Source organism: Terriglobia bacterium, assembly GCA_020072815.1.
Classification (GTDB): Bacteria; Acidobacteriota; Terriglobia; order Terriglobales; family Acidobacteriaceae; genus Angelobacter.
On the sequence record JAIQGE010000023.1, the window covers coordinates 39,580 to 60,585 of the forward strand.

Below are 21,006 nucleotides of genomic sequence, written 5' to 3' on the forward strand. Positions count from 1 at the left end.
GCGACAGCCTGAGGTAGAAACCTTCACGTTGTTACCTGCATTTGCCAAGCGGCCAGCATTTCTTGATACGAGCGTCCAGCCAGAGATCGCAACTCCGGCCCAAGTTTTTTCAAATCATCGACAAGGCCGGGGCTTCCATACCGATATAGAACCGCCGCAAAGCGATCAAAACAATCGCTCAGGCTTCTTCCTTCAAGCTGCGCGGGAAACCGGCGTCCTGGATCCAAGAGGCATTGAAGAGCCTCGCTGATCCACGCTGGGCCACGAATGCGCCGCCAAATAGCAGCGGTACGTTTATTGGCATTCACCAAAGTGCGTATTTCTCCAAAATGACGGTGAAGGGCCGCATCGAGTTGGCAGCCCAACTCGGTGTGCTCAAGTTCGGCACGGGCCGTTTGCATCCGCTTGCGAATGACCGCCGGTTCTGCAGGAAGCTCCGCAAATGCATGGGGCGCGGCGGCTGGCTTTGGAACTGTCTGCACCCCCGGAAAAGTCGCACTATCAGCAACGAGTACACCAAGGCGCGTTTGTACTTCGGCGATCGGGCAGGCACCAACACTGCTGTTCGGCGGATCTGAATCCGCTGGTACACCATAGACCAGGCCGATGACTTGGTGACTGTCGTTCAGGACTGCCGACCCGGAATCCCCCCGCAAAGCGAAGAACTTGGTGGGGTCCTGCGGCTCAATATTCAGTTGATTAAAGAACTTGAGGTGCTTGGTCACCGTACGGTCCAGCGATTCGTAAGGCAGGTGTGCTGTCGTGGTGATGGCTACAAGCCAACCTTTTGTCAACTCTGTCCTTATCCCCCGTTTGTGCACGGCATAGATGGGCACTCCCGTCCCGCTGGAAAAATCAAAGAGCGCCTCGGATCCATCGACAGCATGAGCTCCTGCGATCTGCTCTGTCGTGATCGAGTCTCCTACTCCGCTGGCAATGACTTCTGCAGACCACTGCACTTCAGGGTCCAGGGTTACGAATCCAGCATCTACCCCCGTCGGCAGCGGTGGCGGCGGGTTTGCAGCTTCGTCAACACCTGTCAACTGCACATCATGATCGACGTGGCCGATTGTGTGATCGAGGCTTTTACAGCACAACGATGACGTATCCGGCTGTCCGACTGCTGCACCGTCGTGGGTTGTAGTGATGGCCACGTCCAACAGCACATGCGCATTTGTCAACGCGACAGCCTTCTTGCTTGGATCATTCGTCGCCTGGTTGATCGCAAGACACCCCAGCGTGCCTTTGGCCCGACTGATCGTGAACTGGCCCGGGTTGGCGCCGGCTGTCGTGCGCGTCATGCCGTCGGAAACTATCTCAGCGCCGCCGAGCACGTGTGGATAGTGATTATCGTCGGTGTCCGTTGACGGCGCTGCCGACGGACGAAGCAAAGGAGACTCTACAACGTCTGTACTGACGCCATCAATCACGGTGGGAACTGTTTCGTTGGGCTTAAGTTCGCCCAGCCCCTTCTTTTTCACTACATGTACCACGATCGCAAACTCCGTCGTTCGCCTGCCTCCTGTCCTCTTGGGTTGCACGCTGACGCTATGCACACCGGGAAGCTTGAGAAGTTCTTCTTCATGGGCGATCTTGACCTGCAGTACCCTGGCGAGGGCCTGCTGCACCTCTGGGCTGTAGCGCTTTGTCATCGCTCGCCCTGGGGCAGGCTTAAGTGCCGAACTTTATCATTAGCAATGAAAAGGCTGGTCAGACGGGAATAGCGATAATGACTTAGAGGGTCTTGCACTTTCTCTTGCTCCTAAAACACTTCAGAAAAACTTCTTTACCCAACCCGATCGCGAACTGCTAGTCTTGTTTATTAAGTGTTAGTTGCCCGCGACACGTTACAACCAAAGTGCAAAAAAATCAAGAACATCCGGGCGCAGCAGTGTTCTGGATTACCGTGTCTATCAACCGTTAATCTACGCGTCAGCCTCAAAAACTTCTAAGAGTGCTGCATCCTTCAAGCATTCAACAACTTCACCATAGGATTTAGAGGTCACTTCTGCCGCCAGGGCAGAGATCACCTTCAAATCGGCGACCAGCCCCTGGCTTCCATAGCGCGTCAGCACACGACTCATGGCGGCAATACGTTCCGGCAGCGACATTCCGGATACAAATTCCGCAAAGGGTTTTTCCGGGCAACGCAGGCCGCTGAGCACGGCCTTAAGCAGGTCGGCCCCCGCAACTCGCTGCCAGACAGCGGCAACACGTTTTCTGGAGTCGATGAGTGCCCGCACCTCGACAACATGTCGGGAAATCACCTGGCTCAGGCGCTGTCCCATGGACGTCGCCAGTACCTGGTCCCGTGCGCCGATAAGAAGCTGTATGTCTTGCTCGGTAGGCTCCAGCGTTTCGATTGGGACATGGGGTTGGTCCACTGCGCTGAAGGCATGGGGGGCTGGCGCAGGGGCCGGGGCTGGCGCAACTGTAGCGGAGGAAGTAACAATCTCAAGGTCCCAGTTCGCTTGAAAGTCGTTAAAGGCATCGTCAATCCGGCACACCACGGCAAACTGTCTGGAAGAACCTTCAAATCCGGTTAATATGCCAGCAATCTTCCCACCGGCGGCAAGTACGGGGGAGCCGGAGTCGCCATGATCGGCTATCGGCGTATTGGCCGCGCCGCTCGCCTCGACGATAATTCTGTGAAAATAGTTAACCGTTATTGCAGGGCCGTTACTGGTTTCGCGGCAGCTTGAGATGCCATCGCGGCCCACATTCACGACGACTCCCTGCCGAACCTCCGCGGTGCGAAAGCCGCGCATTTGCAGGGTCTGGCCCAGCAGTCCATTGATCTCGCCCGTAGTGAGCGCTCCTGTGATCGGCCCTATGTCCTTTACTTCAGCTTTCACATCCACGCACTTGTCTATCTGGATGATGGCTACGTCGTGGCTCTGATTCGCGTCAACCACTGTTCCAAAAACTGTGGCCCAACATTTGGAACAGCATGAGCGGTCATCATCATCGTTTGGTTGTCCAACCCTTCTGCTTGCCTGCACCGCCACCACAGGATCGCCACAACCGCCCACGACGTGTGCCGCTGTGAGCACAACATTCTTGTTGGCTCTTCTGGATTTGGCGAAACAGCCGAGTGTTCCATCATGGGGTTGGGTGACCGTCGAGTTCGGCTGAGGATGCGTGATCGTGGTCCAATTGATCTTGCTCCCCCCAATGAGAGGCCGGTAGCGCGCAGTGTCATCGCAGCACGACCCAACCGCGATTTCAATCACGTCGGTTTTGATTCCTTCAATCTCATCCGGTACGGTTTGTTGGCTGCTGAGCGCTGAAGCCGGCTTTTTCGCAAACACATATACAGTGATAGCGAGTTCATCGGTTCGCCGGCCCTGGACATACCGGCAACCCACGCCTGTGCCGTGAACACCTTCTATTGCCATGAGACGTTTTCGTGCGCTCTCTTTCATGTCCAACGCGCGGGAAACCGCGTCGACATCAGATATATGCATCTTCCGCCTCCTTAGGCTGGTAAGCTGCGTCGGAATTGGTCCTATATTCCGGGCGAGCGGCCCAGCATTCCGGCTGGCCAAATCTCTTTTCTGCACCAATAGCGATACTCGGATCATCGCACCCGGCCGCCAGATGTCCGTTGGTGAGGATCAGATTCTTCCCGGTTCTCCTGGCGCGTGCGATGCAACCGAGCGCGCCGGAATTGAAATGTATGACCGTAGTGTTGGGGGCTGGATGCTCGGTGGCGGTGTATTCAAGCTGGCTGCCACCAACCAAAGGGCGGTAGTGGCCGATATCGTCAAAGCATTCCGCGAGAGGAGATTTCACTACGTCAGTCTTAATTCCTTCGATTTCGACAGGAATGACTTGTTCGGCTGAGAGCGTATTCAGTGGCAGTTTCTTGTGCACGTAGACCACGATGGCCAATTCATCCGTTCGCTTACCGGAGACAAACTTGCAACCCACGCCGTGCACCTCTGCAAACGACAGGAGGCGGTCGCGAACACGTTGTTTCACTTCTATAGCTCGGGATACTGCCTCCGTATCCGATACGTGCATCTCTTGCCCTCGCTCCAAGAATGGTTGTCCGGCAATCCGTAGCTGCCCAGTAAGTGAAGTCAGGCGTTGCAACGTTACAACAAAAAAACAAGAAAACTTGTGAAAAAAAAGACCCGCCCTGCGTCCAAATTAGCTTACGGCCCTAAATCACTTTCTTAGGTGGCCTCTCTCTTGCGGGCGTAGGCAATGCTGCAGATTGCCGGACGTGTGTGCGCTCCAGGATCATGTAGTTACTGAACGGGCAGTTGGCCTGATTGGCATTCTTAAGAATCAGCAGCTTGCAGGCTAAGCTCGGAAGAGGTTTTTGGAACATCTGAATGTCCGAATGTCCTGCGAGATTACCCATTTAGTGATCCACGTCCAAGAGTCAAGGGCTTAAGCATGGGAGACGACAATCTGCGCCAGCATTTGGAAGGGCCGAGAAGTTTTTATCTAGATCTGATGAGGGGCAGTGACAGGGCAGCGTTCTAACCAACTGAACTACGTCCCCACTTTGTTTTCTTCGGGTTTGCTGGAAACCAGCGTATTTGCTGTCTTTCCTCGTTTTCCACGGTTCCCACTGCTTCCACCATTTCCACCCCGTATCACCAATTTCGGGCGTTAATGGATACCATGGATACCACGCACCGCAGAGCATCTGTCCCTGCCCTGTGAATTAAATTGTAACAGAGGAATCCGAAAGTTTGGGCAGCCCGTGATTCGTGGGACACCGAACCGTGGGGTCAGCGCTCTCTTGCCGGCGATTTCTTGGCGTCCACTCTAAAATGCTTCCGTATGAAAAAGTCCACCACTATTCCCGAGGAACGGACAGGAGTAGCCGGAGAGGCCAAGGCACTCGAAGCGTTGGCGTTCCGCAATGGCCCAATAGAGAATGTCCATGCTGGAAAGGCCTGCCCCACCTGTCAGGGTGACCCGCAGTATTCTCACATCACTCAGGCTGAAATGCGGCAGATCATAAAGGCGCAGAAACGGCGACCCGCAAAGCGCATTTTTCTAGGGCCCCGCCACCTTGCGCGCCCACCGTGTTTTCATTATCTTGGCGGCAGTGAACAAACTGAAGGTATTCGTTGCCGAGTCCGTGTCTCCCAAAGACTTCTACGACCGTGACTGGGAGGGGCACGTAGTAGAAGAGATTGTCCGGCTGCTCGGCGGAAAAGCGTCCTACAGAATCGTCCTGAATGCCGAATTGCTCTGCCGGGCGATCAAAACCGCGTCCGAAAATGACTACGATATTTTCCACCTGTCCTGCCATGGCAGCGAGAAAGGAGTCCGGCTTAGCGATAAGACACATATTTCCTGGGAGGAACTTGCCGATTACTTTCAGAAGGTTAACGATATGCCGAAAGCACTCATTCTTTCGAGCTGTGTGGGTGGCGACAGCGGAATAGCACGCGCCTTTAAGGAACGCAAACGAAGGCCCAAGGTCATTTTCGGTGCCGAGGCAAACGAGAAAAAGCATCTGCTCACGTTCCCCGGTGCATGTATTAGCTGGCCGATCCTTTACACCGTACTGGCCACGCGAGGCATGAACCCAGTCACCTTCAAAGACGCCGTGAACAAGATGAATCAAATTACCTCGCATCGATTTGTTTACCGGCGCTGGGATAAAACAAAATACCGGCGATACCCAAGCCAAGAGTAAATATCATCTCCGGAGGGGAAGGAACAACTTGTGCCGCAGGGTGAATCGATAGGTCTCTTTCTGGGCGCAGGCGCGTCTTTTGAACTGGGCATGCCGTTGGTTTGGGGCCTTACTGGCGAGTTTAAGGGCTATTTCACCCCCGAGCACCTGCGCGAATTAAATGCCGGATGGCGACAGCAGGGCGGCGGCTACGACAATTCAGCTATAGAAACGACGATAGCCCTGCTGAAGCGTGATGATCTCCATTACGAAAATATTCTCGGATACCTGGAGACGGCTTCCAGGCGTCCACAGGAGCCTTTTGCTGAACAGTACGGCGCTCTGTACCAGCGCATGGTGGAGCTCGTCTATTTATTGTTGTATCCCCGTCAGGCAGGAAGTCTTCCTTATATCCAGCGAGGCTTGCCGCCATTTGAAGGGCTGGCGGGTTTCGTGAGCAAATCCTCCCCGGTATGGGCCTTTTCCCTCAACCACGACCTCATGATTCAGTTGCTGGCTACGCACTGCAGAATTCCTCTTCGCGATGGCTTCTGGCCCGACAAAACGCTGACAGTTCTCGGAAACCAGCCCGGTGTACCAAGAGCATCTTTGCTGGCGGACATCCTGTCCGAGGACGACTTGAATCACGGCAATCTCCATTTGTTCAGGCCTGGTGAGTTCGGCATCAATCTCCTCAGGATTCACGGCGCTTTGGACGTCTTTGCCTTCCGCGACGGCCTGGATCTTTGCCGCTTGCGGCCAGTGGATTCGGAGCCTGCCGGGCCTCTCACGGCGCTACGCATTTGTCAATGATGAGATTGGCTACTGGGATCATGCCGGAAAAGCACGGGTAATAAATGAAATAGCTTATACCGACGAATCAGGCCAAGAGCAGTTCCTGCAACGCACACTCCTGGCGGGAGCCCAGAAATTCAACAAACGCTTTTCCCAGAGATTGCCACAAAAGGTCCTGGACATCTTCCGCTCGCACATCAATTATGTGCAAAAGCTTTATGTTGTCGGCTATTCCTTCGGCGACGCACACATCGACCTGGTGCTAAGGAACTGGCTGGAGTTCTCCGGGGAAAGGTCCGCAGTGATCGTAGACCCAGGGCGGAGAAGCATTCCCGCGCATCTCGCACACCTTGCGCTACAGATTGAGATCAAGAATCAAACTGCCGGTCATTTTTCGCGGATTATCGTGAGGAGCCGATGACGCCATTTCAGAAACTAGAGCAGGAGGATCGAGCGGCACGACGACCAGCTTTTGAGGAGCTGGCGGCAAAGAAATGGTAGCGTCACACAACACATCGGCTGAAGTGGTCCACCGCAGTCACCGGATAGCTGCCCGATGCTCCGGATGTGTTGCGCGAAACATGTGCTTTGAGGCGTTGCCTGAGTGTGTTACCCCTGCCACGGGGTCACGCGCTTGCGATTACTTGGAACGGCAGCTGGTACGTTTCCATCAGATAGTTCTCGGTTACACCGAGCAAATGGAGCTGGTCGGGCGATACCTCAGCGCGCGATACGCCGGGTTGGACAATGGCTACCGAGAGAGACACAGGAAGGATGTAACTCATCTCCCGGATAGTCTGAAGCAAATCAATATCTCCTAGCTCAAATCGAGTTGGGCGGTCGTTGTTAATGCGATCCTTTTCGCGACGCAGAAGGTGAGTGAAAATGTCAGATTTCTTGCTGTCAGAGGTTACCCATGCGACGCTCTTCTGTGCCTGCCCGCACACGACGTATAGGTCGTCGATGCGATGGCCCGGGAGTGAGCGGTTTGAATATTTGCAGTGATAGAGCACGACCTCAATCGCAGTTGGAGCGTGCATTCCACCAAGTATCCTAATCGCGACGATATCAGCGGCTTCACCCGCGCTGTCATCATCGAAGACCACGTCATAGCCGCCGCCCAGTACCTCCCGAATCGCCCGCGCCTGCACGCTGTCCTGTTGTCTCTCATCACCCTGGGATTCCTTCATGATGTTGACCCCGTTCCAATCCCAGACTTGGATACTGCGCGCATCGTAGGGCGGCTGAACATTTCGGAGCTCGGTGTACTCGTTACCCTCCAGTGATGATCCGTCGGCGAACCAAATCTTAGGGGGATTGCTATACAAGAACTCGCTCAGGCCCTTCGCCTGCGCGGTGCGTCCGTGCTTTGCCCTAGCCGCATCGTCGCCCAAAAGTAGAAATCGGTAATCATGTACTGTCCCATCCATGAACAATTCCAGCTCAAGTTCCACACCGAACTTTTCGGCGACAATTTCAAAAAGAAGACGTCCATTGATGCTCGGTCTGACCAGGTTTATGCTTGCCTCGCTGATGCCAACTTCCCGGTCGCCCACTTCGAAGAACCACATGGCCTCCAGCTCAGTCCAGATTATTTCGGGCCAATCGATGCGGATGGGCATCTTTGCCGGCCTCTCAGGGATCACCCGGGGACGAAGAGTTCATTCCAGCACGACGTCAGGATCGATATTCCGGTTCAACACCTTATCGCCGATTTCCTTGCACCATGCACTAAACTTGTCGAGGCGTTCACGTCGATGAGACCATATTCTGCCCTTGCGAGAGGCGCCGACTGTCGCGGTCGCGCCGTTCTGGAATCCGCTACCATCGAGTACTGTCTTGAGTGATGAGCCGAGTTGCGCCCGCGTCAGTCGCGGTTCGACGTTCGAGCCCATGCTTCCTGTGTATCGTACATTTCGGCCGATCTGATCGGTCAGGCCCACATTGTGCAGCCGGAGGCGGTTGATTCCGGCGAACGACCTGAAAACCTCCTGTCCTTTGATGATTGCCGACTGATTGTTGGTGACGGCCTGGGCAAGGGCGTTAAATTCTCCCGCGTTGCTTGAGCCGTTGATATACAGGACATTCTGCTGGGATGACCATATGACAACATACAAATCCCAGATCCAATTGTAGAGGTTTTCCGCTTTGGTCCATATGAGCGGCGCCCGGCGCGCCGTCACGACCACCAGCGTTTGCTCCTCATGATTGATAGAGTGGTAGATTCGTTCGCATCCGTCAGGATCCGGAATACCGTCTCGAAATCGCTCCGGCTGCCAGTTCTCGCAGCGTGTTTTGTAAATCACTACGCTGGTGGCGGGCTCCACGGCTTTTAGCGGTATCTCCTCGGGCAGATCGGTGAACCCATCCACGAAATCCTGCAAAGCGCGTTGCTCGCCGATCATCTTTTCGCTCAGTTCGGGAAGAAGCATGTTCCAGTCCGGGTCACGCGTGTACAACTTGCGCAATTCTTCCTGCACGTTAACGTAGCCGACATTGGCGATGAACGTCGCTTCGCCCAGGTCGGCCCGTGCTCGTGTGAATCGGCCCGCAAGCTGCAGGGTCACAGCAAGTGACTTGCGGATGTCGTGGAAAGCGGCAATCTTCAACTGGGGAAGGTCGAATCCCTCGCCGAGCATGTCAACGCAGACGATGATCCGCGACACTCCGGAAATGATTTGTTGCCGTATAACCTCACGCTGCCTCTGTGACGTTATACCCGTGTGAAGCTGGACCGGGTTGAACTCTTCGTACTGCCGGTAGAGCTCAAACACCTGCCTGGCGCGGGGAACACTTTCAGCGCGCGCCATCAAAATGTGCCCCCTAGCGAAGTCTCTGCGAAGGCACTCCACCGCTTTTGCAGCTATCTTTTCGTCAGATCGCTTCGGGTCAAATTCAATGATGGGTTCGAAGTGGATGGCCCTGAAATAACCTTCCTTTTGGGCCAGTTTCAGCGGGTATTTGAAAACGATAGTGCCATCCAATGGGCGGTCATCCTCGCGGAACGGCGTGGCGGTGAACTGAACAATCCGCCTCCCCCCAAAATGTTTCTTGAAGTTCTTCCATGTGGGAGCTTCCGAGTGATGAGCCTCATCGATGAAAAGGTACGGGCAATGATGCGCGAACCGGGCCTGAATTCCCGCAGCGCATTGCCCGGCGATGCTACTCGTGGTAATGATCACCTGCGCCCTGCTATAGAGGTCGTCCAACTCGGCGATACTGACGGGTACATGCTCCAGCCTGCAAACAATCGGGTGGAGAGCCGAAGTCTTAACAACTCTGGAGCCCGCAGCTTTCAGGATTCCAAGCGTCAGAAACTTCTCCGCTATCTGTGACCGCAGCGCGTCTGTGGGCACCACGACCAAAAGCCGGGGACACCGTATGGATATCAAGATCGAAAGCATGGTCTCGGTCTTTCCTGTCCCGGTCGGCATGACAATAGTCGCAGTCGAGTCGGTCACCGCCCAGTGCGCATGAATCGCATGCAATGCGCCAATTTGCGGTGACCTCAGACCGATCTTGTTCCTCGCCTGATCTTCCTGAACGTACGAGAAGGCTTCGTCCCACGATTCCAGCACCCGCAATATCGCTTGCTCATTGCCAGCCGGGTTATTCGCGGCCCCTTTTAGAGGATGACGCAGCCACCTGCCCTTCGAGGCGTCCATCTCAGTTGCGGTAGGTGCCGCATCGGTCCCGACGACATACCTGTAATGGTCGGGAACGTGCTTTGATTTGACGGGGACAAGAAGGATTACTTCTTCGCCCGCAGCAGGATTGAAGATGTGGCCATGAAGCTTATCGCGGCTGAAGGTTGCGAGCCCTCCCTCGATAGTCCGGGCACACTCACATATTTGCTGGATGGTATTGCGGGCAGGCGTGATGTCATCGACTGAGAAAACCGCCGGCAAAGAAAGGTTCACAATTCCGCCCGAGAACGTATCCGGCCCTCAAGCCACCCCACAAGCCGTCCACGTGTAGAGCGATCCAGCTTCAACGTTCGTTCTGGATCCACAAAATCCGGCAGCCGATCCATATCACGTTTCACGTCGTACCAGGTAACTGGAATACCGGCCATCAGTTCTGTGTGCCCCTTTGGGTCGGCGGCAGGATCGTATATGTATTGCAGGCTTAAATCACGGTATTGCTTAAGATCCTTAGGGTCCCGCTCCTTTTGAAAGAAAGCTGATGGGATTAAATGGTCGGTATTAAAGTAGCCTTCATAATGGTTGGGTGAAAAATCAGCAAACTGAGAAGTCGGTTTGAGAGGACTGGTGTCACTAGCTTCTCGCTTCACCAGGAATGTGGCAGGACAGTGCGCGAACTTCGTTTTGGCACCAGATGGCTGCCTCTGCGCATTGGAGATGGTACGCATCGCATTTTCCAATGCCCACGTGTAGTCAGACGCTTCGAGCGCGGCTTTCGTGCTGCGGGCGTACATAAAATGGCCCAAAGCATTAGACGTGATCATGATGCCGCCTGGTGTTCGGTGGTCGTGCCACCACCGTCGGTCGCCCTGTGCGCAAAAAATATTGGGGAGGGTGGAAAACTTTAGAAAAGTATTTTCGAGGCGCCGCAGGAAAACATATTCTCGCTGCGTGTGGAAGGTGTCATCCGCAATCTCCACTTGCATATAAAGTTCCAGCACTTTCCTGCATATTTCCTTAAGGGCACTGTCCGGTTCCCGCCGGACGAGTTGGGAACTGACCAACAGAATGACGAAGGACGATGCGATTCCGTCGAGCGCCAAGCGCTTCCAGACCTGTCGGTGATCTTGAATGGTATCCATGACATCTCGGTCACCGTTCTTCATCTGAACGATCTCGTTCTGCTCCAAGAGACAGATGAAGACGTTCTTGTTTTTCGCAGCTACTCGACCGAACACACAGGGCTGGTTGGTCTCCAGCCAGCTCCGATAACTTCGGATCTTTGCTTGGCGATCATATTTCGAGCTAAATAAGATAGCCTGGGCCGCTTCAATATCTGGTGAGAAGCCGGTGCGGGACCGAAAACGGTCCGCGGGACCGTGAAGACTGCTTTCCAACAGCAGCTCGGCGAGATGCTTTTTGGTCTTAGGCATAACTAAAGAGTGCTGCTCCAACCGCTTCCCGAAATCCTAGCGGTGCGGTTATGTTTTGCGATCATGCTGCACCTTGCTTGTCGATCACAGGTTTGATCTTGCGCGTTCCTTTGATTTTGCTGGCATCCAACAAACTGCGCTGATGCTCTCTGAATTCCACGTTTCGCGAGTTTCTCCGCCGTCACTTTGCCTACACCGGGCAGACGTCCAACAGGCAGCGGAAGCAGAAACGCATCTATGTCGTCCGGCTGGATAACGAATAGCCCATCAGGTTTGCGCCAATCAGACGCGAGTTTTGCCAAGAACTTGTTAGTAGCCACGCCCGCCGAGGCCGTCAGGTTCAGTTCCTGGCGGATCTGCTCGCGAATGGTGCGCGCTACAAGCGTGGCGGTCGGCAAGCCAGTCTTGTTTTCGGTAACGTCGAGATACGCTTCATCCAGCGACAATGGTTCGATCAAGTCCGTGTGGCGTTTGAAGATCTCCCGTACGCTGTGCGAGACTGCCCGATAGCGGACAAAATCCGGTGGGACAAAGATCGCGCCGGGGCACAAGCGTTCCGCTCGTACTGCCGGCATGGGCGAGCGCACGCCGAAAGCCCTGGCCTCATACGAAGCAGCACACACGACGGACCGGCTGCTCTGCCAAGCGACAACCACGGGCTTGCCGCGCAGTTGCGGATCATCCCGCTGCTCGACCGAAGCATAAGACGCATCCATGTCTACGTGGATGATTTTTCGCACAGTCATCTGCCGACAATACTATTCCGCCCTCTGACTCGGGGGCGAGCGTGCATCTGAGTTCACAATTGTTTGTGCCCTGAAAGAACCAAAATGAGAAAATTCTTATGGGGCTCTTAGGTCTCTGACGTGCGATTATCTGAGCGCGAAGGAGAAACTGCTGCGCGTCCGTTCTGTGCTATGTCAGCGGTTGTCATCGTGAATCCGAGAGTCGAGTGTTTGCACAGACTCTTAGCAGGGCCTAAGCTCGCGTTGCGGTCGCGATTGGCGAGCTGAGTTGAGGAGGTAGCTGTGGCACGAAAATATTTGTTGGTCGCGGCATTGTCCCTGGGCTTGTTCAATCTGTGCCGGGCTAACGCCCAGACCACAACCGCACCCACCAGCACAACACAACTGCCCAAAACAGTACAAGCGCGCACGGTAGTTCTGCGCGGCGGCGTCATAGCGCCCACTGACTTTTTAGCTGACAGCTCGGTAACCATTGCCGGCAGCAAGATTGTGCAGCTGGGCGGGACTGTACCCACCGGAGCCTATGTGGTCGAGACGGATAGCTTTATCTTTCCCGGCTTGATTGACCTGCATAACCACATCACCTGGAATTTTCTCCCGCGTTGGAAGCCCAACGAGTTGTTCGCCAATCGCTACGAATGGCAGCAGCGCCAGGCGTACAAGATTGCGCTCGATGCGCCACACCGCGAAATCGTAAAGGAACCGGGGCTGGCTTGCGATGCAGAGCGTTACGGTGAGGTGAAAGTCATGGTCGGCGGCGCCACCTCCACGGTTGGAAGCCTCGGGTCGCCGTGCATCATGGGGCTGGCGCGCAATCTCGACAATTATTCAGGTTTTGGCCCGCCGGGAGTCCTCAATCACGAAAAACTCAGATATGAAGTCTTTCCATTCGAACTGGGGCTGGCGGATGCAAAGCAGATCCGTGCCGATCTCGATTCAGGTACAATTCTGAAGGCTTTTCTCATCCACGTGGGCGAAGGCAAACCGACGGACGCTGCCTCGGCCCGTGAGTTCGCGATGCTGGTGAAGCACGATGATGGGTTCCTGCGTCGGGGAGTTTCCATCATTCACGGCGTCGCTTTGGGTAAAAGTGAGTTCGACAAAATGGCGAAGAGCGAAATGGGGCTGATCTGGTCCCCCCGCAGCAACATTGAATTGTACGGGGCGACCACCGACGTGCGATCAGCCAAGGCTGCCGGCGTGAGGATTGCTCTAGCGCCAGATTGGAGCCCCTCCGGAAGTGATGGCGTCATTGAAGAATTAAAATATGCTGCAACCTGGAACGCTGCGCAACCCTCACCAGCCGACCCTACGAAATTCGGCCTCTTTACAGACACGGAATTATTCCAGATGGTAACGGTAATTCCAGCGCAGCTTGCGGCGGTCGATCAGGAGATAGGCTCCCTCGCGCCCGGTCACTATGCTGATTTGCTACTCATTCGCAAGAGTGGCTCTGACCCCTACCAGGCCTTGATCCACGCCAGTCCTGCCGACGTCCGGCTCGTGATCATCAATGGAGTCCCTCTCTACGGAGATGTCGACCTGATGGAAAAGCTCAGTCCCCGACGCGCAATTGAGATCATCAGCGTTTGTGGAAGGCAAAAGGCTCTTTATATGGACCCGCAGAGCGGTGTTCCGGAAACGCTCAAATCATTCAAGCAGATCTCTCAGGAGCTTGAAACAGCGCTCAACCTTTGGGGTGGCTCCCTGTCGCCGTTGGCAATCTGCGATGGGACAAATCTGCACTAACTGGCGGGCCACACGGGCGTGAGCTGAAAATTCGAGACCGGCAACACCCGGGACCTTCGATTCCGCACTGAAAGTGTTCCTGCAGTCACTGCGTTAGCGCCGGGAATCTGAGAAGAATTTGGGCTGAGTTCAGAGAAGCTGAAGATTCAATCAGGTATCGGACAGGAGCCCTGACTCTATTGGGCGGAAATCGTTGACTGGTTAGCTCCGAGCCGCTTTGCCTGATAAGCCATGAATCGTTCGAACCCGGAGCTAATATGGGGTTCGGTTACGTGGATATAGTACTTTTCTGTGATTCGTGGCTGCTCTGAGATGAGATTTCTGGATGCTGACGAGGTGCCCGGAATTACCCGGTCCCGGAAAGACCCAGCGCTTCCGCCGGGGCTCCATCCTCAATATATGGAGCGTTTCTCGGGCTCTCGGCGTCAGTGGGAGGACCCGCTCCGCACTCTGTGTCTTTCCTTCTTTCACCTTAATGTAACCGTTGGACATCCTTTCAGAGGGTTCCAAGTGGACGTGCGACCATTCGAGGCGAAATAACTCGGATTTCGGCCGCAGGCCAGTATCAACGGCGAGTACTGTCAGCGCCCTGAGATTTGGGCCCGACGACTCCAAGTACTTTTGCTCTTCTTCAAATGAGATCACCCGATCTCTGGTTCGCTCTCCTGGCAACGCGTGCACAACCGGCGATCTGGGAATGACCTCCCATTCGAATGCCAGCCGGAGAAGCCGGCGCAGAGTCCGCAAATCACCATTGATCGCGCTAACGCTGACACCAGCAGCCTTCCGGCTTCCGGCGAACCGGGCAACAATCTCAGGATTAATTTTTGAGATTTGCGCGCTGGCGAGTTCAGGGAAGCTCAGAAGACGGGAAACAGCTCCTGCATAGAACTCGAAGCTGCTCTCTTTCACGTGCAGTCTTGCATATTCGAGGAAGCGGTTTGTGAATTCTCTCAACAACGGCGCTTCCGGCGCCGGCGGTTTGGGCCACGGATCGAGCGGGTGAACCTCGCCTAGGCGTATCGCCCTGCGGTGCTCGTGCTCGACTTCTTCGGCCTCGGTTGCAATCTTCGTACGCGCCGATCGGCGCACGAGGAATGACTTTGGCGAGCCGTCTCGCTGCCTGATGCTCCAGTTGAATTTGTACCAGTAGGTTTGGCCTTGTTTGTAAATCATATGTATTCTCCTTGGATCTGTTATTGGCGAGACTAGAATTAGAAAAATGCCGTGACACAGACATGATTTTTGATCCACATGCCGTGAAAATCTTTACCGATGGCTCCTGTTACAAAAACCCCGGAGGGCTCTCGGGGTGTGCCGCAATTGTTGAGTATCCAGATGATTGGCAACGTCGAACTGAGCAGGTCGTGGACTGTGGCGTCGCCGAGAGCAGCATCAACCGAATGGAACTCCTGGCATGGAATCGATCCATGGAATGGATAATCGGGGAGAGCGGGAGGTTGAGAGGGACCCGCGTGCAGCTAATCACCGACTCTCAATACGTCCATCAGAACACCGCGCGAGCTGCTTCGTGGCGGAACAATGGTTGGCGCAACTATGATGGCAGACCAGTCGACAACCGGGATCTGTGGAAGCGATTTATCTCCTTGCGTTCGCGCCTCCGACTAAATGTTACCTTTCATCAGACGAAGGGTAAGAAATCACCGGCGTTGAGAGCCGCGGACAGCGCAGCCAAAGCCGCTGCAAAAAGTGGGGCAGCGGGCGTTGATCGAGGGTTCAGATCGGGGAAAGTGGGGCGGCCGAGGGCGAAGCTTCCCGGAAGTGCGAGCTTGTTTCCGGCGAAGGGCCAGGTAGTCGTGATCAGCCCTTACCGATCCGTCGTCGTGGGCAAGAGTGAAAACAAAATACATTTCCTTTGCTATGACGAGGCCAAGCAAGAGCACGCAGAAAAATACTATGCGTACGCTGAGCCGGTAATCGGTGGCCAATTACACCGCGGCCACACATACCGTGTGCGGTTCGGCAGCCAGCTCAAATATCCGGTCATCGAAGAGATCATTGAAGAAATCGTGTTGTGAGCAGGCGTCACCGGCTCTCGTAAAACTAGAGCCAGCTCAGGCTCACTAAACTTACCGTCTCGGAATCGCACCTTTGAATTGAGCTTGTTAACAGGCACGAGGAAGCACTGGGCCGCGCTTCGGGAGCACGGAGTTGGTGCTCTTGGAACGGTGGAATCCGGTCTGACTGGATCCCCATCGATCTTCCGCCGTTTCAAACCCTTTTGGAAATGCCTCTAACTCATTATGCGGCAGCACCTTAAGCGCGGTACGACGAGCTGTTCCGTAATCATGGTTCCGGAAGGGGCCACAACAGCATCGCCATATGCCGTGATATAGCTAATCATCAATCGGCACTTCCACCGAACCGCGATGGCACGAGTAACAGGTGACCCGCTCTTGTCCATTGAAGTGGTCGCGGTTAATCGCCATTTGCAGGAGGATCATCCGGCGGGTCTCCTCTTTTGATTTCTTGTTATCTTTGTAGAAAGTGGTTGAGACGTGGCAGTAACCGCAGCCGACGCCAAGCGCAATATTGAAAGATACCATCTTGGCATACAGTTCCTCGGCTGGTATGCCTTTGAGCACCCGGATGTTTTTGTAGACTTGCTCGCTGGTCTTCACTTTCGGCGGCTTACCATAAAACTTCTGCACGCCAATAAAAGCAATCATCGCGACGGCGGGAAAAATCACGCCAAGCAAGATGGCCCTTAAAGAAAACTTGTTTGTCGAAATACTGCTCATGATCCCGCTCTATCCATAAAAGCAATTTGAAATAACTAGCGTCCTGCCCCCGCTGTCGTATAGGCGGACAAATCCACGTTGCGGCTTTCCGCCGGCTTACGAACCAAATTCCACAACAGCCACAAACCAGTGAAAATGACAGCTATTGAGCAATACTGCGCAGGCGTGAGGCCAAAGTATCTTGAGTCGGGAACGGGAATGTCTTCAGCCCTGAGGAAATCAAGAGAGAACCTGACAGGGCCATAGATCAGCGATACGAGCGCCACGTAGGCGCCCGCAGGCCTCCGTTTCCGCATGAGAACAAGGAACCACGCGGTCAAGATAAAGCAGAGAATGAACTCATCTAGCCCCAGGTCATGCCGACGGCCATCTGGAAAGGCAACTGAGAGGAAGAAGTTCGTGTGGCGGCCGATATGATCGTGCACGAAAAAACATCCCAGGCGTCCAAACAGAAAGCCCACTGTAATGCCGACGGCAAGCGCGTCCAGATATGGAAGAAGCGGCAGGTCGTGGTATTTAGTCCACAAAGTCACCGTCACCAGCGCGCCCAGGAATCCTCCATAGGAAGAGATGGACCACGCTCCTCGCAGATTGAACATCATCAGAGGGTCAGCCAGGAATGCAGACGTATGGTACGTGAGCACGTCAAACACGTGGGAACAAGGCAGGCCGATCCCCACAGCCCAAAGCATGGCGGGAAAGAGTGAGTCTCCGAGCCCCAGTTGCTTGCCTCGTTTGCGGGTGGCCCACATGCCTGCAAGAATGCCCACGCTCACGAGAGTGCGAAACAACGGAATTGTGAAATAAGGTATCATCGACCACCCATATTTGCATTGGTGAAGTTTATTTCATGAGCCTTTACCAACTCAGGATGCTTGGGACCCTCAAACCCAGTTGGAGTTGGCTGAGGCAGCGCGCCGAGTTTGAAGCGAAGAATCTCTTGAGAGTATTTCATTAAATAGTGCACGATGGTCTCAACCCTTATCCGGATGCTGCCTGACGGTTTGTTTGCATCGAGGTCGCCGAACTTGAAGAACAGGGTGCGAGATGCCTCGATGATCTTCTGCACCGGCGTGTATATTGGCTGGTCCATTCCACATTCATAGCTTGAGAGGTGTATGGCGCAGCCGATCCAAGGGCACCGGGCGGCAAATTTGGCCGCCCAGATAATCTCATTTGTATTGCTGCTGTACGATGACGGCCACACGTCGGAGACATCCAGGGGATTGCGTATCTTTCCTGCGCGAACCTCCTCACCGAAAAGCCAGTCCAGCAGGTCGCCATCCAGTGGCAGGTGTTGCCAGCTCAGGATGGGATAACCATAGGCCTGCAATTCGCCTTCAATCTCATGGCCGATTCCCGTGTCGACATGATAAGGACGCCCCAGCAGCAATATGCTTCCTCTTTCCTCGTGAGCGCAGTCCTGCAAAATGGACCTTGTTCTTTGCCGCATTTTCTGGTCGAAGGCCCACAACGCAGCGAAGCCGGCCTTCACCGCCTGCCTTGTCTCCGCCCAGTCCAGGTCGAACGTATCTCTCAGGTGGCGGAACATCTGGCCGGCCACGGTGTCTTCTGAATCGCCCATCGACACGAAAGGAGAAGCATAGACAATGTTGTTTTCCTGGAACAGGTCTCTTTCTTTTACGAATCCGGCCTTGATGTTTTCCGGGCTGGCCATCACCCTCGTACAACTCAGAGTATCCACCACGTTGCCGTGAAGGAAGGAGGGTAGCGAGTAAATCATCGGGCTCAGAAGCACGTTGATCTTGTTCTTGAGACCGAATAAAAGCTCTCCGTAGTGCCCGCTCATGCACTTCACGGGATAGCAGCAATCGACGCTGCCGCGGCCTTTGCCGTATTCGCGGAATTGCTCTTCGCTGGTTTGGGAGCTGAAAATCACGTTCTCTTCGGAAATGCCCAAAGCCAGGAGAAAGCCAATCCAGAACTGGTGTGTCGACCAGGCGTTCAGCACACGCGGTATTCCGACGCGCAAAGCCGCGCGGTCCTTACCTGGTAGTGCGGTGGAACGCTTCCTCTCGAACCATTTGTGCAATGCTTGGGAATGCATTTCTCGTTTTCTCCATGCGCTCTTTGACGATTCTGAGCTCCTGCACGTCTTCCACCAGGCCTTTAGGACAGGAATTATTGACGATGACCCTTTCCCACCCGCGTCCAAGCGGCACTTTGCTCCAGGGCCTGCCGTGCCCATCCGGCAGTTCGACGTCGATAAACGTGCGGCGGCAATTGACCGGACACCAGTGGCATACCGTCTCCTCCGAGGTAGTGTTTCTATAAGAGAGGTTCTCAATCGCCTCAAAGCCGCGAAACCGGCTCTTTTCTCCGGAGCGCGCCGCGTCGAGTGCGACCAGTGCCGCACCGATGGCCCCGGCTTCGCCGGAATACGGATGAACTACCACCTCTGCCTGGGGAATTCTGCTGCGGATAAAATCCACCTGCGCCTTGATGACGGCCAGGTTCTTATGCGTGCCGCCCTGTAGAATGTACTTTCGTCCGACCTGCTGAAGATTGTTGAGCCCGCCGGCATAAATCCAGACGTTTAACGGCAGGATGGCGCACAAAGCAGCCAGTATTTCATCGGCGCCCCATCCCTTTCGCTGCTGATTCACGATGTCGCTCTGCAGAAAAACGCCGCACCCCATGGATAATTCCGGCACTGCCTCGGCCTGAAAAGCACGCTCAGCCACGTCGCTCAGCGAGATGCCGAAGCGCTCGGAAACGCCTTGCAGGAAGGCACCATTGCCTGACGAGCATTGAGAGTTCAGGCGGAAATCGATTACCTTCCCCTGGCGCAGGATCATGATTTTTACGTCAACACCACCCACGTCGCAGATGCAATCGGCATCGGGAAAGAAATGCAGGCCAGCCGCTGCATGGGCCACAGTTTCCACGACAGCGCCATCGGCCCCCAGGATGTCTTTGAGAAGGTCTTTTCCGTAACCGGTTATTCCAAGCGCAACGATCTTACGGTCAGCGGTTACGTGGCGCACTTCATGAAAGAGTGTTTTCGCGTCTTCGATGGGGTTTCCGCGGCTGAGCGCGTAGGTGGAAAATACGACCTCTTTCTCCAGCGACAAGCAAACGGCTTTGGCGGTGGTTGAGCCGAAATCGCAGCCAATCACGAGTGGGCCTTTATGAAAGTTGGTGGAGAGCGGGGCCCCAGAGGATGACTGCCCATTCGTATTGCCGGATCGAGTAGTCGTGGTCGTGCCATTTTTCCGGCTGCCGTATTGTGTTTTGAACGCTTGCAGTTCTTCTGCGGTTTTCCATAAACCGCCGCGTCCCAGCCTCTTCTTCTCCTCGAGTTGACCTTCTTCGATCCACCACCGGAGCTTTTCCGTTCCGCGATAGACGCCGGTATTACCGGTTTCTTTCTTCGCCAACACGACGCATCCCAGGGCTCCGAAATAAAGCGCTTCCGCCGGGACTTCGATCAGTGACGAAGAATCCTTGTCACGCGGCAGGGCGACCTTGCGTTCTTGCCATAGGCGCTGCAGGTGAAATTGCCAGGCTTGCTGTAGTCCTGTGAAGAAAAGATTGGGACCGCCCAGCAGCAGAACTTGAGGAAAAGGGGTATTCCCGCGGGTAAGGGTCGCAAGGTTCTGGTAAACCACCGCTTCAAACAATGAAGCAATGATCTCCTCCACCGTTGCCCCCGACTTCAGAAGGGTATTGGCATCCGCCTCGGCAAAAATGCCGCACTTGCTGCTGATCTTGTGAAGAGTGACCCCGGAGTACCGCATCGTTGCCAGCTTCTCCGGCACGACCTCGAGTTTGCGCGCGGTCTTCTCAATGAAGGTGCCGGTGCCGCCTGAGCAGGCGCTCTGCATGAAAACCTGTTTCGATCCGGCGCTGGCTCCGCCGGACAAGAAAATGGTTTTCATGTCCTCGCCGCCGATTTCGCTCACGAAACGCACGTCAGGATAAAGTTTCTCCACTGCTGCGGCGACGGCCACCACTTCCTGTACTACTCTCCCGCCGACCAAATGAGCAACAACGCCACAGCCTGAGCCCGTAAGGAACACGCGATCGCGAAGCGAGCGCAAAGCGTGCCGGGCTTCCAGCGTAACCAGAAATTCCAGCACCTTTTCTGCCTGGCGGGTGTGATGGCGCTCGTAGCCTTTGGCGATGACGGCGCCCTCCGGCGATTCAAGCACGTACTTACACGTGGTGCTGCCAACGTCAATGGCGCAGATCATCCCGTCTCGGCAT

Annotated in this window: 15 protein-coding genes and 1 pseudogene; 4 read left to right on the forward strand and 12 right to left on the reverse strand. The window is 54.9% G+C overall.

Annotation, left to right across the window (positions count from 1 at the left end; genetic code table 11):
- Positions 1 to 23: 23 nt before the first annotated feature.
- The 3 genes from LAO20_21545 to LAO20_21555 all read right to left on the reverse strand — a co-directional run bounded on the left by LAO20_21545 (position 24) and on the right by LAO20_21555 (position 3,984).
- Entirely contained in the window at positions 24 to 1,652 is a 1,629-nt protein-coding gene (locus tag LAO20_21545; protein MBZ5534023.1) for a hypothetical protein, read from the reverse strand.
- Positions 1,653 to 1,925: 273 nt separating this feature from the next.
- Positions 1,926 to 3,467, reverse strand: a complete 1,542-nt coding sequence (locus tag LAO20_21550) for a S1 family peptidase (protein MBZ5534024.1) — start codon at positions 3,465 to 3,467, stop codon at positions 1,926 to 1,928.
- Positions 3,454 to 3,984 carry a hypothetical protein gene (locus LAO20_21555; GenBank protein MBZ5534025.1) on the reverse strand — a complete coding sequence of 177 codons (531 nt, stop codon included), beginning with the start codon at positions 3,982 to 3,984 and terminating at the stop codon, positions 3,454 to 3,456. Before LAO20_21555 ends, LAO20_21550 begins: the two co-directional genes overlap by 14 nt.
- Before the next feature lie 1,087 nt (positions 3,985 to 5,071).
- On the opposite strand from LAO20_21555, the gene LAO20_21560 reads away from it, so the two are divergent.
- Positions 5,072 to 5,668 (forward strand): hypothetical protein, encoded by a 597-nt coding sequence (locus LAO20_21560; GenBank protein MBZ5534026.1) that lies wholly within the window; start codon positions 5,072 to 5,074, stop codon positions 5,666 to 5,668.
- 30 nt (positions 5,669 to 5,698) lie between these two features.
- Positions 5,699 to 6,460 carry a hypothetical protein gene (locus LAO20_21565; GenBank protein MBZ5534027.1) on the forward strand — a complete coding sequence of 254 codons (762 nt, stop codon included), beginning with the start codon at positions 5,699 to 5,701 and terminating at the stop codon, positions 6,458 to 6,460.
- A gap of 608 nt (positions 6,461 to 7,068) precedes the next feature.
- On the opposite strand, the gene LAO20_21570 is transcribed toward LAO20_21565, so the two are convergent.
- The 4 genes and pseudogenes from LAO20_21570 to dinB all read right to left on the reverse strand — a co-directional run bounded on the left by LAO20_21570 (position 7,069) and on the right by dinB (position 12,265).
- Positions 7,069 to 8,064 carry a hypothetical protein gene (locus tag LAO20_21570; GenBank protein MBZ5534028.1) on the reverse strand — a complete coding sequence of 332 codons (996 nt, stop codon included), beginning with the start codon at positions 8,062 to 8,064 and terminating at the stop codon, positions 7,069 to 7,071.
- Positions 8,065 to 8,103: 39 nt separating this feature from the next.
- Complete coding sequence (locus tag LAO20_21575; protein MBZ5534029.1) at positions 8,104 to 10,362, reverse strand: DEAD/DEAH box helicase family protein; 2,259 nt, start codon at positions 10,360 to 10,362, stop codon at positions 8,104 to 8,106.
- Positions 10,359 to 11,519 carry a hypothetical protein gene (locus LAO20_21580; GenBank protein ID MBZ5534030.1) on the reverse strand — a complete coding sequence of 387 codons (1,161 nt, stop codon included), beginning with the start codon at positions 11,517 to 11,519 and terminating at the stop codon, positions 10,359 to 10,361. Before LAO20_21580 ends, LAO20_21575 begins: the two co-directional genes overlap by 4 nt.
- Before the next feature lie 143 nt (positions 11,520 to 11,662).
- Positions 11,663 to 12,265: pseudogene (gene dinB / locus LAO20_21585) on the reverse strand (DNA polymerase IV).
- Positions 12,266 to 12,547: 282 nt separating this feature from the next.
- Between dinB and LAO20_21590 the strand changes: the two are divergent.
- Positions 12,548 to 14,014: an amidohydrolase family protein gene (locus LAO20_21590; GenBank protein MBZ5534031.1), complete on the forward strand. Its 1,467-nt coding sequence runs from the start codon at positions 12,548 to 12,550 to the stop codon at positions 14,012 to 14,014.
- Between the two features lie 252 nt (positions 14,015 to 14,266).
- Here LAO20_21590 and LAO20_21595 read toward each other — a convergent pair whose 3' ends face one another.
- Positions 14,267 to 15,190: a hypothetical protein gene (locus LAO20_21595; GenBank protein MBZ5534032.1), complete on the reverse strand. Its 924-nt coding sequence runs from the start codon at positions 15,188 to 15,190 to the stop codon at positions 14,267 to 14,269.
- A gap of 23 nt (positions 15,191 to 15,213) precedes the next feature.
- Here LAO20_21595 and LAO20_21600 point away from each other — a divergent pair, with 23 nt between their 5' ends.
- Entirely contained in the window at positions 15,214 to 16,053 is an 840-nt protein-coding gene (locus LAO20_21600; GenBank protein MBZ5534033.1) for a hypothetical protein, read from the forward strand.
- Positions 16,054 to 16,371: 318 nt separating this feature from the next.
- On the opposite strand, the gene LAO20_21605 is transcribed toward LAO20_21600, so the two are convergent.
- Genes LAO20_21605 through LAO20_21620 form a run of 4 tightly spaced genes read right to left on the reverse strand, consistent with a single transcriptional unit; the run spans position 16,372 to position 20,993 of the window.
- On the reverse strand, positions 16,372 to 16,776 hold the full coding sequence (locus LAO20_21605; GenBank protein ID MBZ5534034.1) for a photosynthetic reaction center cytochrome c subunit: 405 nt from the start codon (positions 16,774 to 16,776) through the stop codon (positions 16,372 to 16,374).
- A gap of 35 nt (positions 16,777 to 16,811) precedes the next feature.
- Positions 16,812 to 17,591 carry a prolipoprotein diacylglyceryl transferase gene (locus LAO20_21610; protein MBZ5534035.1) on the reverse strand — a complete coding sequence of 260 codons (780 nt, stop codon included), beginning with the start codon at positions 17,589 to 17,591 and terminating at the stop codon, positions 16,812 to 16,814.
- Complete coding sequence (locus LAO20_21615; GenBank protein ID MBZ5534036.1) at positions 17,588 to 18,844, reverse strand: acyl-CoA dehydratase activase-related protein; 1,257 nt, start codon at positions 18,842 to 18,844, stop codon at positions 17,588 to 17,590. The genes LAO20_21610 and LAO20_21615 overlap by 4 nt, the downstream gene beginning before the upstream one ends.
- Positions 18,783 to 20,993, reverse strand: a complete 2,211-nt coding sequence (locus LAO20_21620) for an activase (protein ID MBZ5534037.1) — start codon at positions 20,991 to 20,993, stop codon at positions 18,783 to 18,785. Before LAO20_21620 ends, LAO20_21615 begins: the two co-directional genes overlap by 62 nt.
- Positions 20,994 to 21,006 lie beyond the last annotated feature (13 nt).

Excerpts from the sequence above, each read along its gene's own strand:
- LAO20_21620 (MBZ5534037.1), bottom strand. The coding sequence starts at position 20,993 with ATGATCTGCGCCATTGACGTTGGCAGCACCACGTGTAAGTACGTGCTT.
- LAO20_21545 (MBZ5534023.1), bottom strand. The coding sequence starts at position 1,652 with ATGACAAAGCGCTACAGCCCAGAGGTGCAGCAGGCCCTCGCCAGGGTA.
- LAO20_21610 (MBZ5534035.1), bottom strand. The coding sequence starts at position 17,591 with ATGATACCTTATTTCACAATTCCGTTGTTTCGCACTCTCGTGAGCGTG.
- LAO20_21615 (MBZ5534036.1), bottom strand. The coding sequence starts at position 18,844 with ATGCATTCCCAAGCATTGCACAAATGGTTCGAGAGGAAGCGTTCCACC.
- LAO20_21605 (MBZ5534034.1), bottom strand. The coding sequence starts at position 16,776 with ATGAGCAGTATTTCGACAAACAAGTTTTCTTTAAGGGCCATCTTGCTT.
- LAO20_21580 (MBZ5534030.1), bottom strand. The coding sequence starts at position 11,519 with ATGCCTAAGACCAAAAAGCATCTCGCCGAGCTGCTGTTGGAAAGCAGT.
- LAO20_21570 (MBZ5534028.1), bottom strand. The coding sequence starts at position 8,064 with ATGCCCATCCGCATCGATTGGCCCGAAATAATCTGGACTGAGCTGGAG.
- LAO20_21595 (MBZ5534032.1), bottom strand. The coding sequence starts at position 15,190 with ATGATTTACAAACAAGGCCAAACCTACTGGTACAAATTCAACTGGAGC.
- LAO20_21550 (MBZ5534024.1), bottom strand. The coding sequence starts at position 3,467 with ATGCATATATCTGATGTCGACGCGGTTTCCCGCGCGTTGGACATGAAA.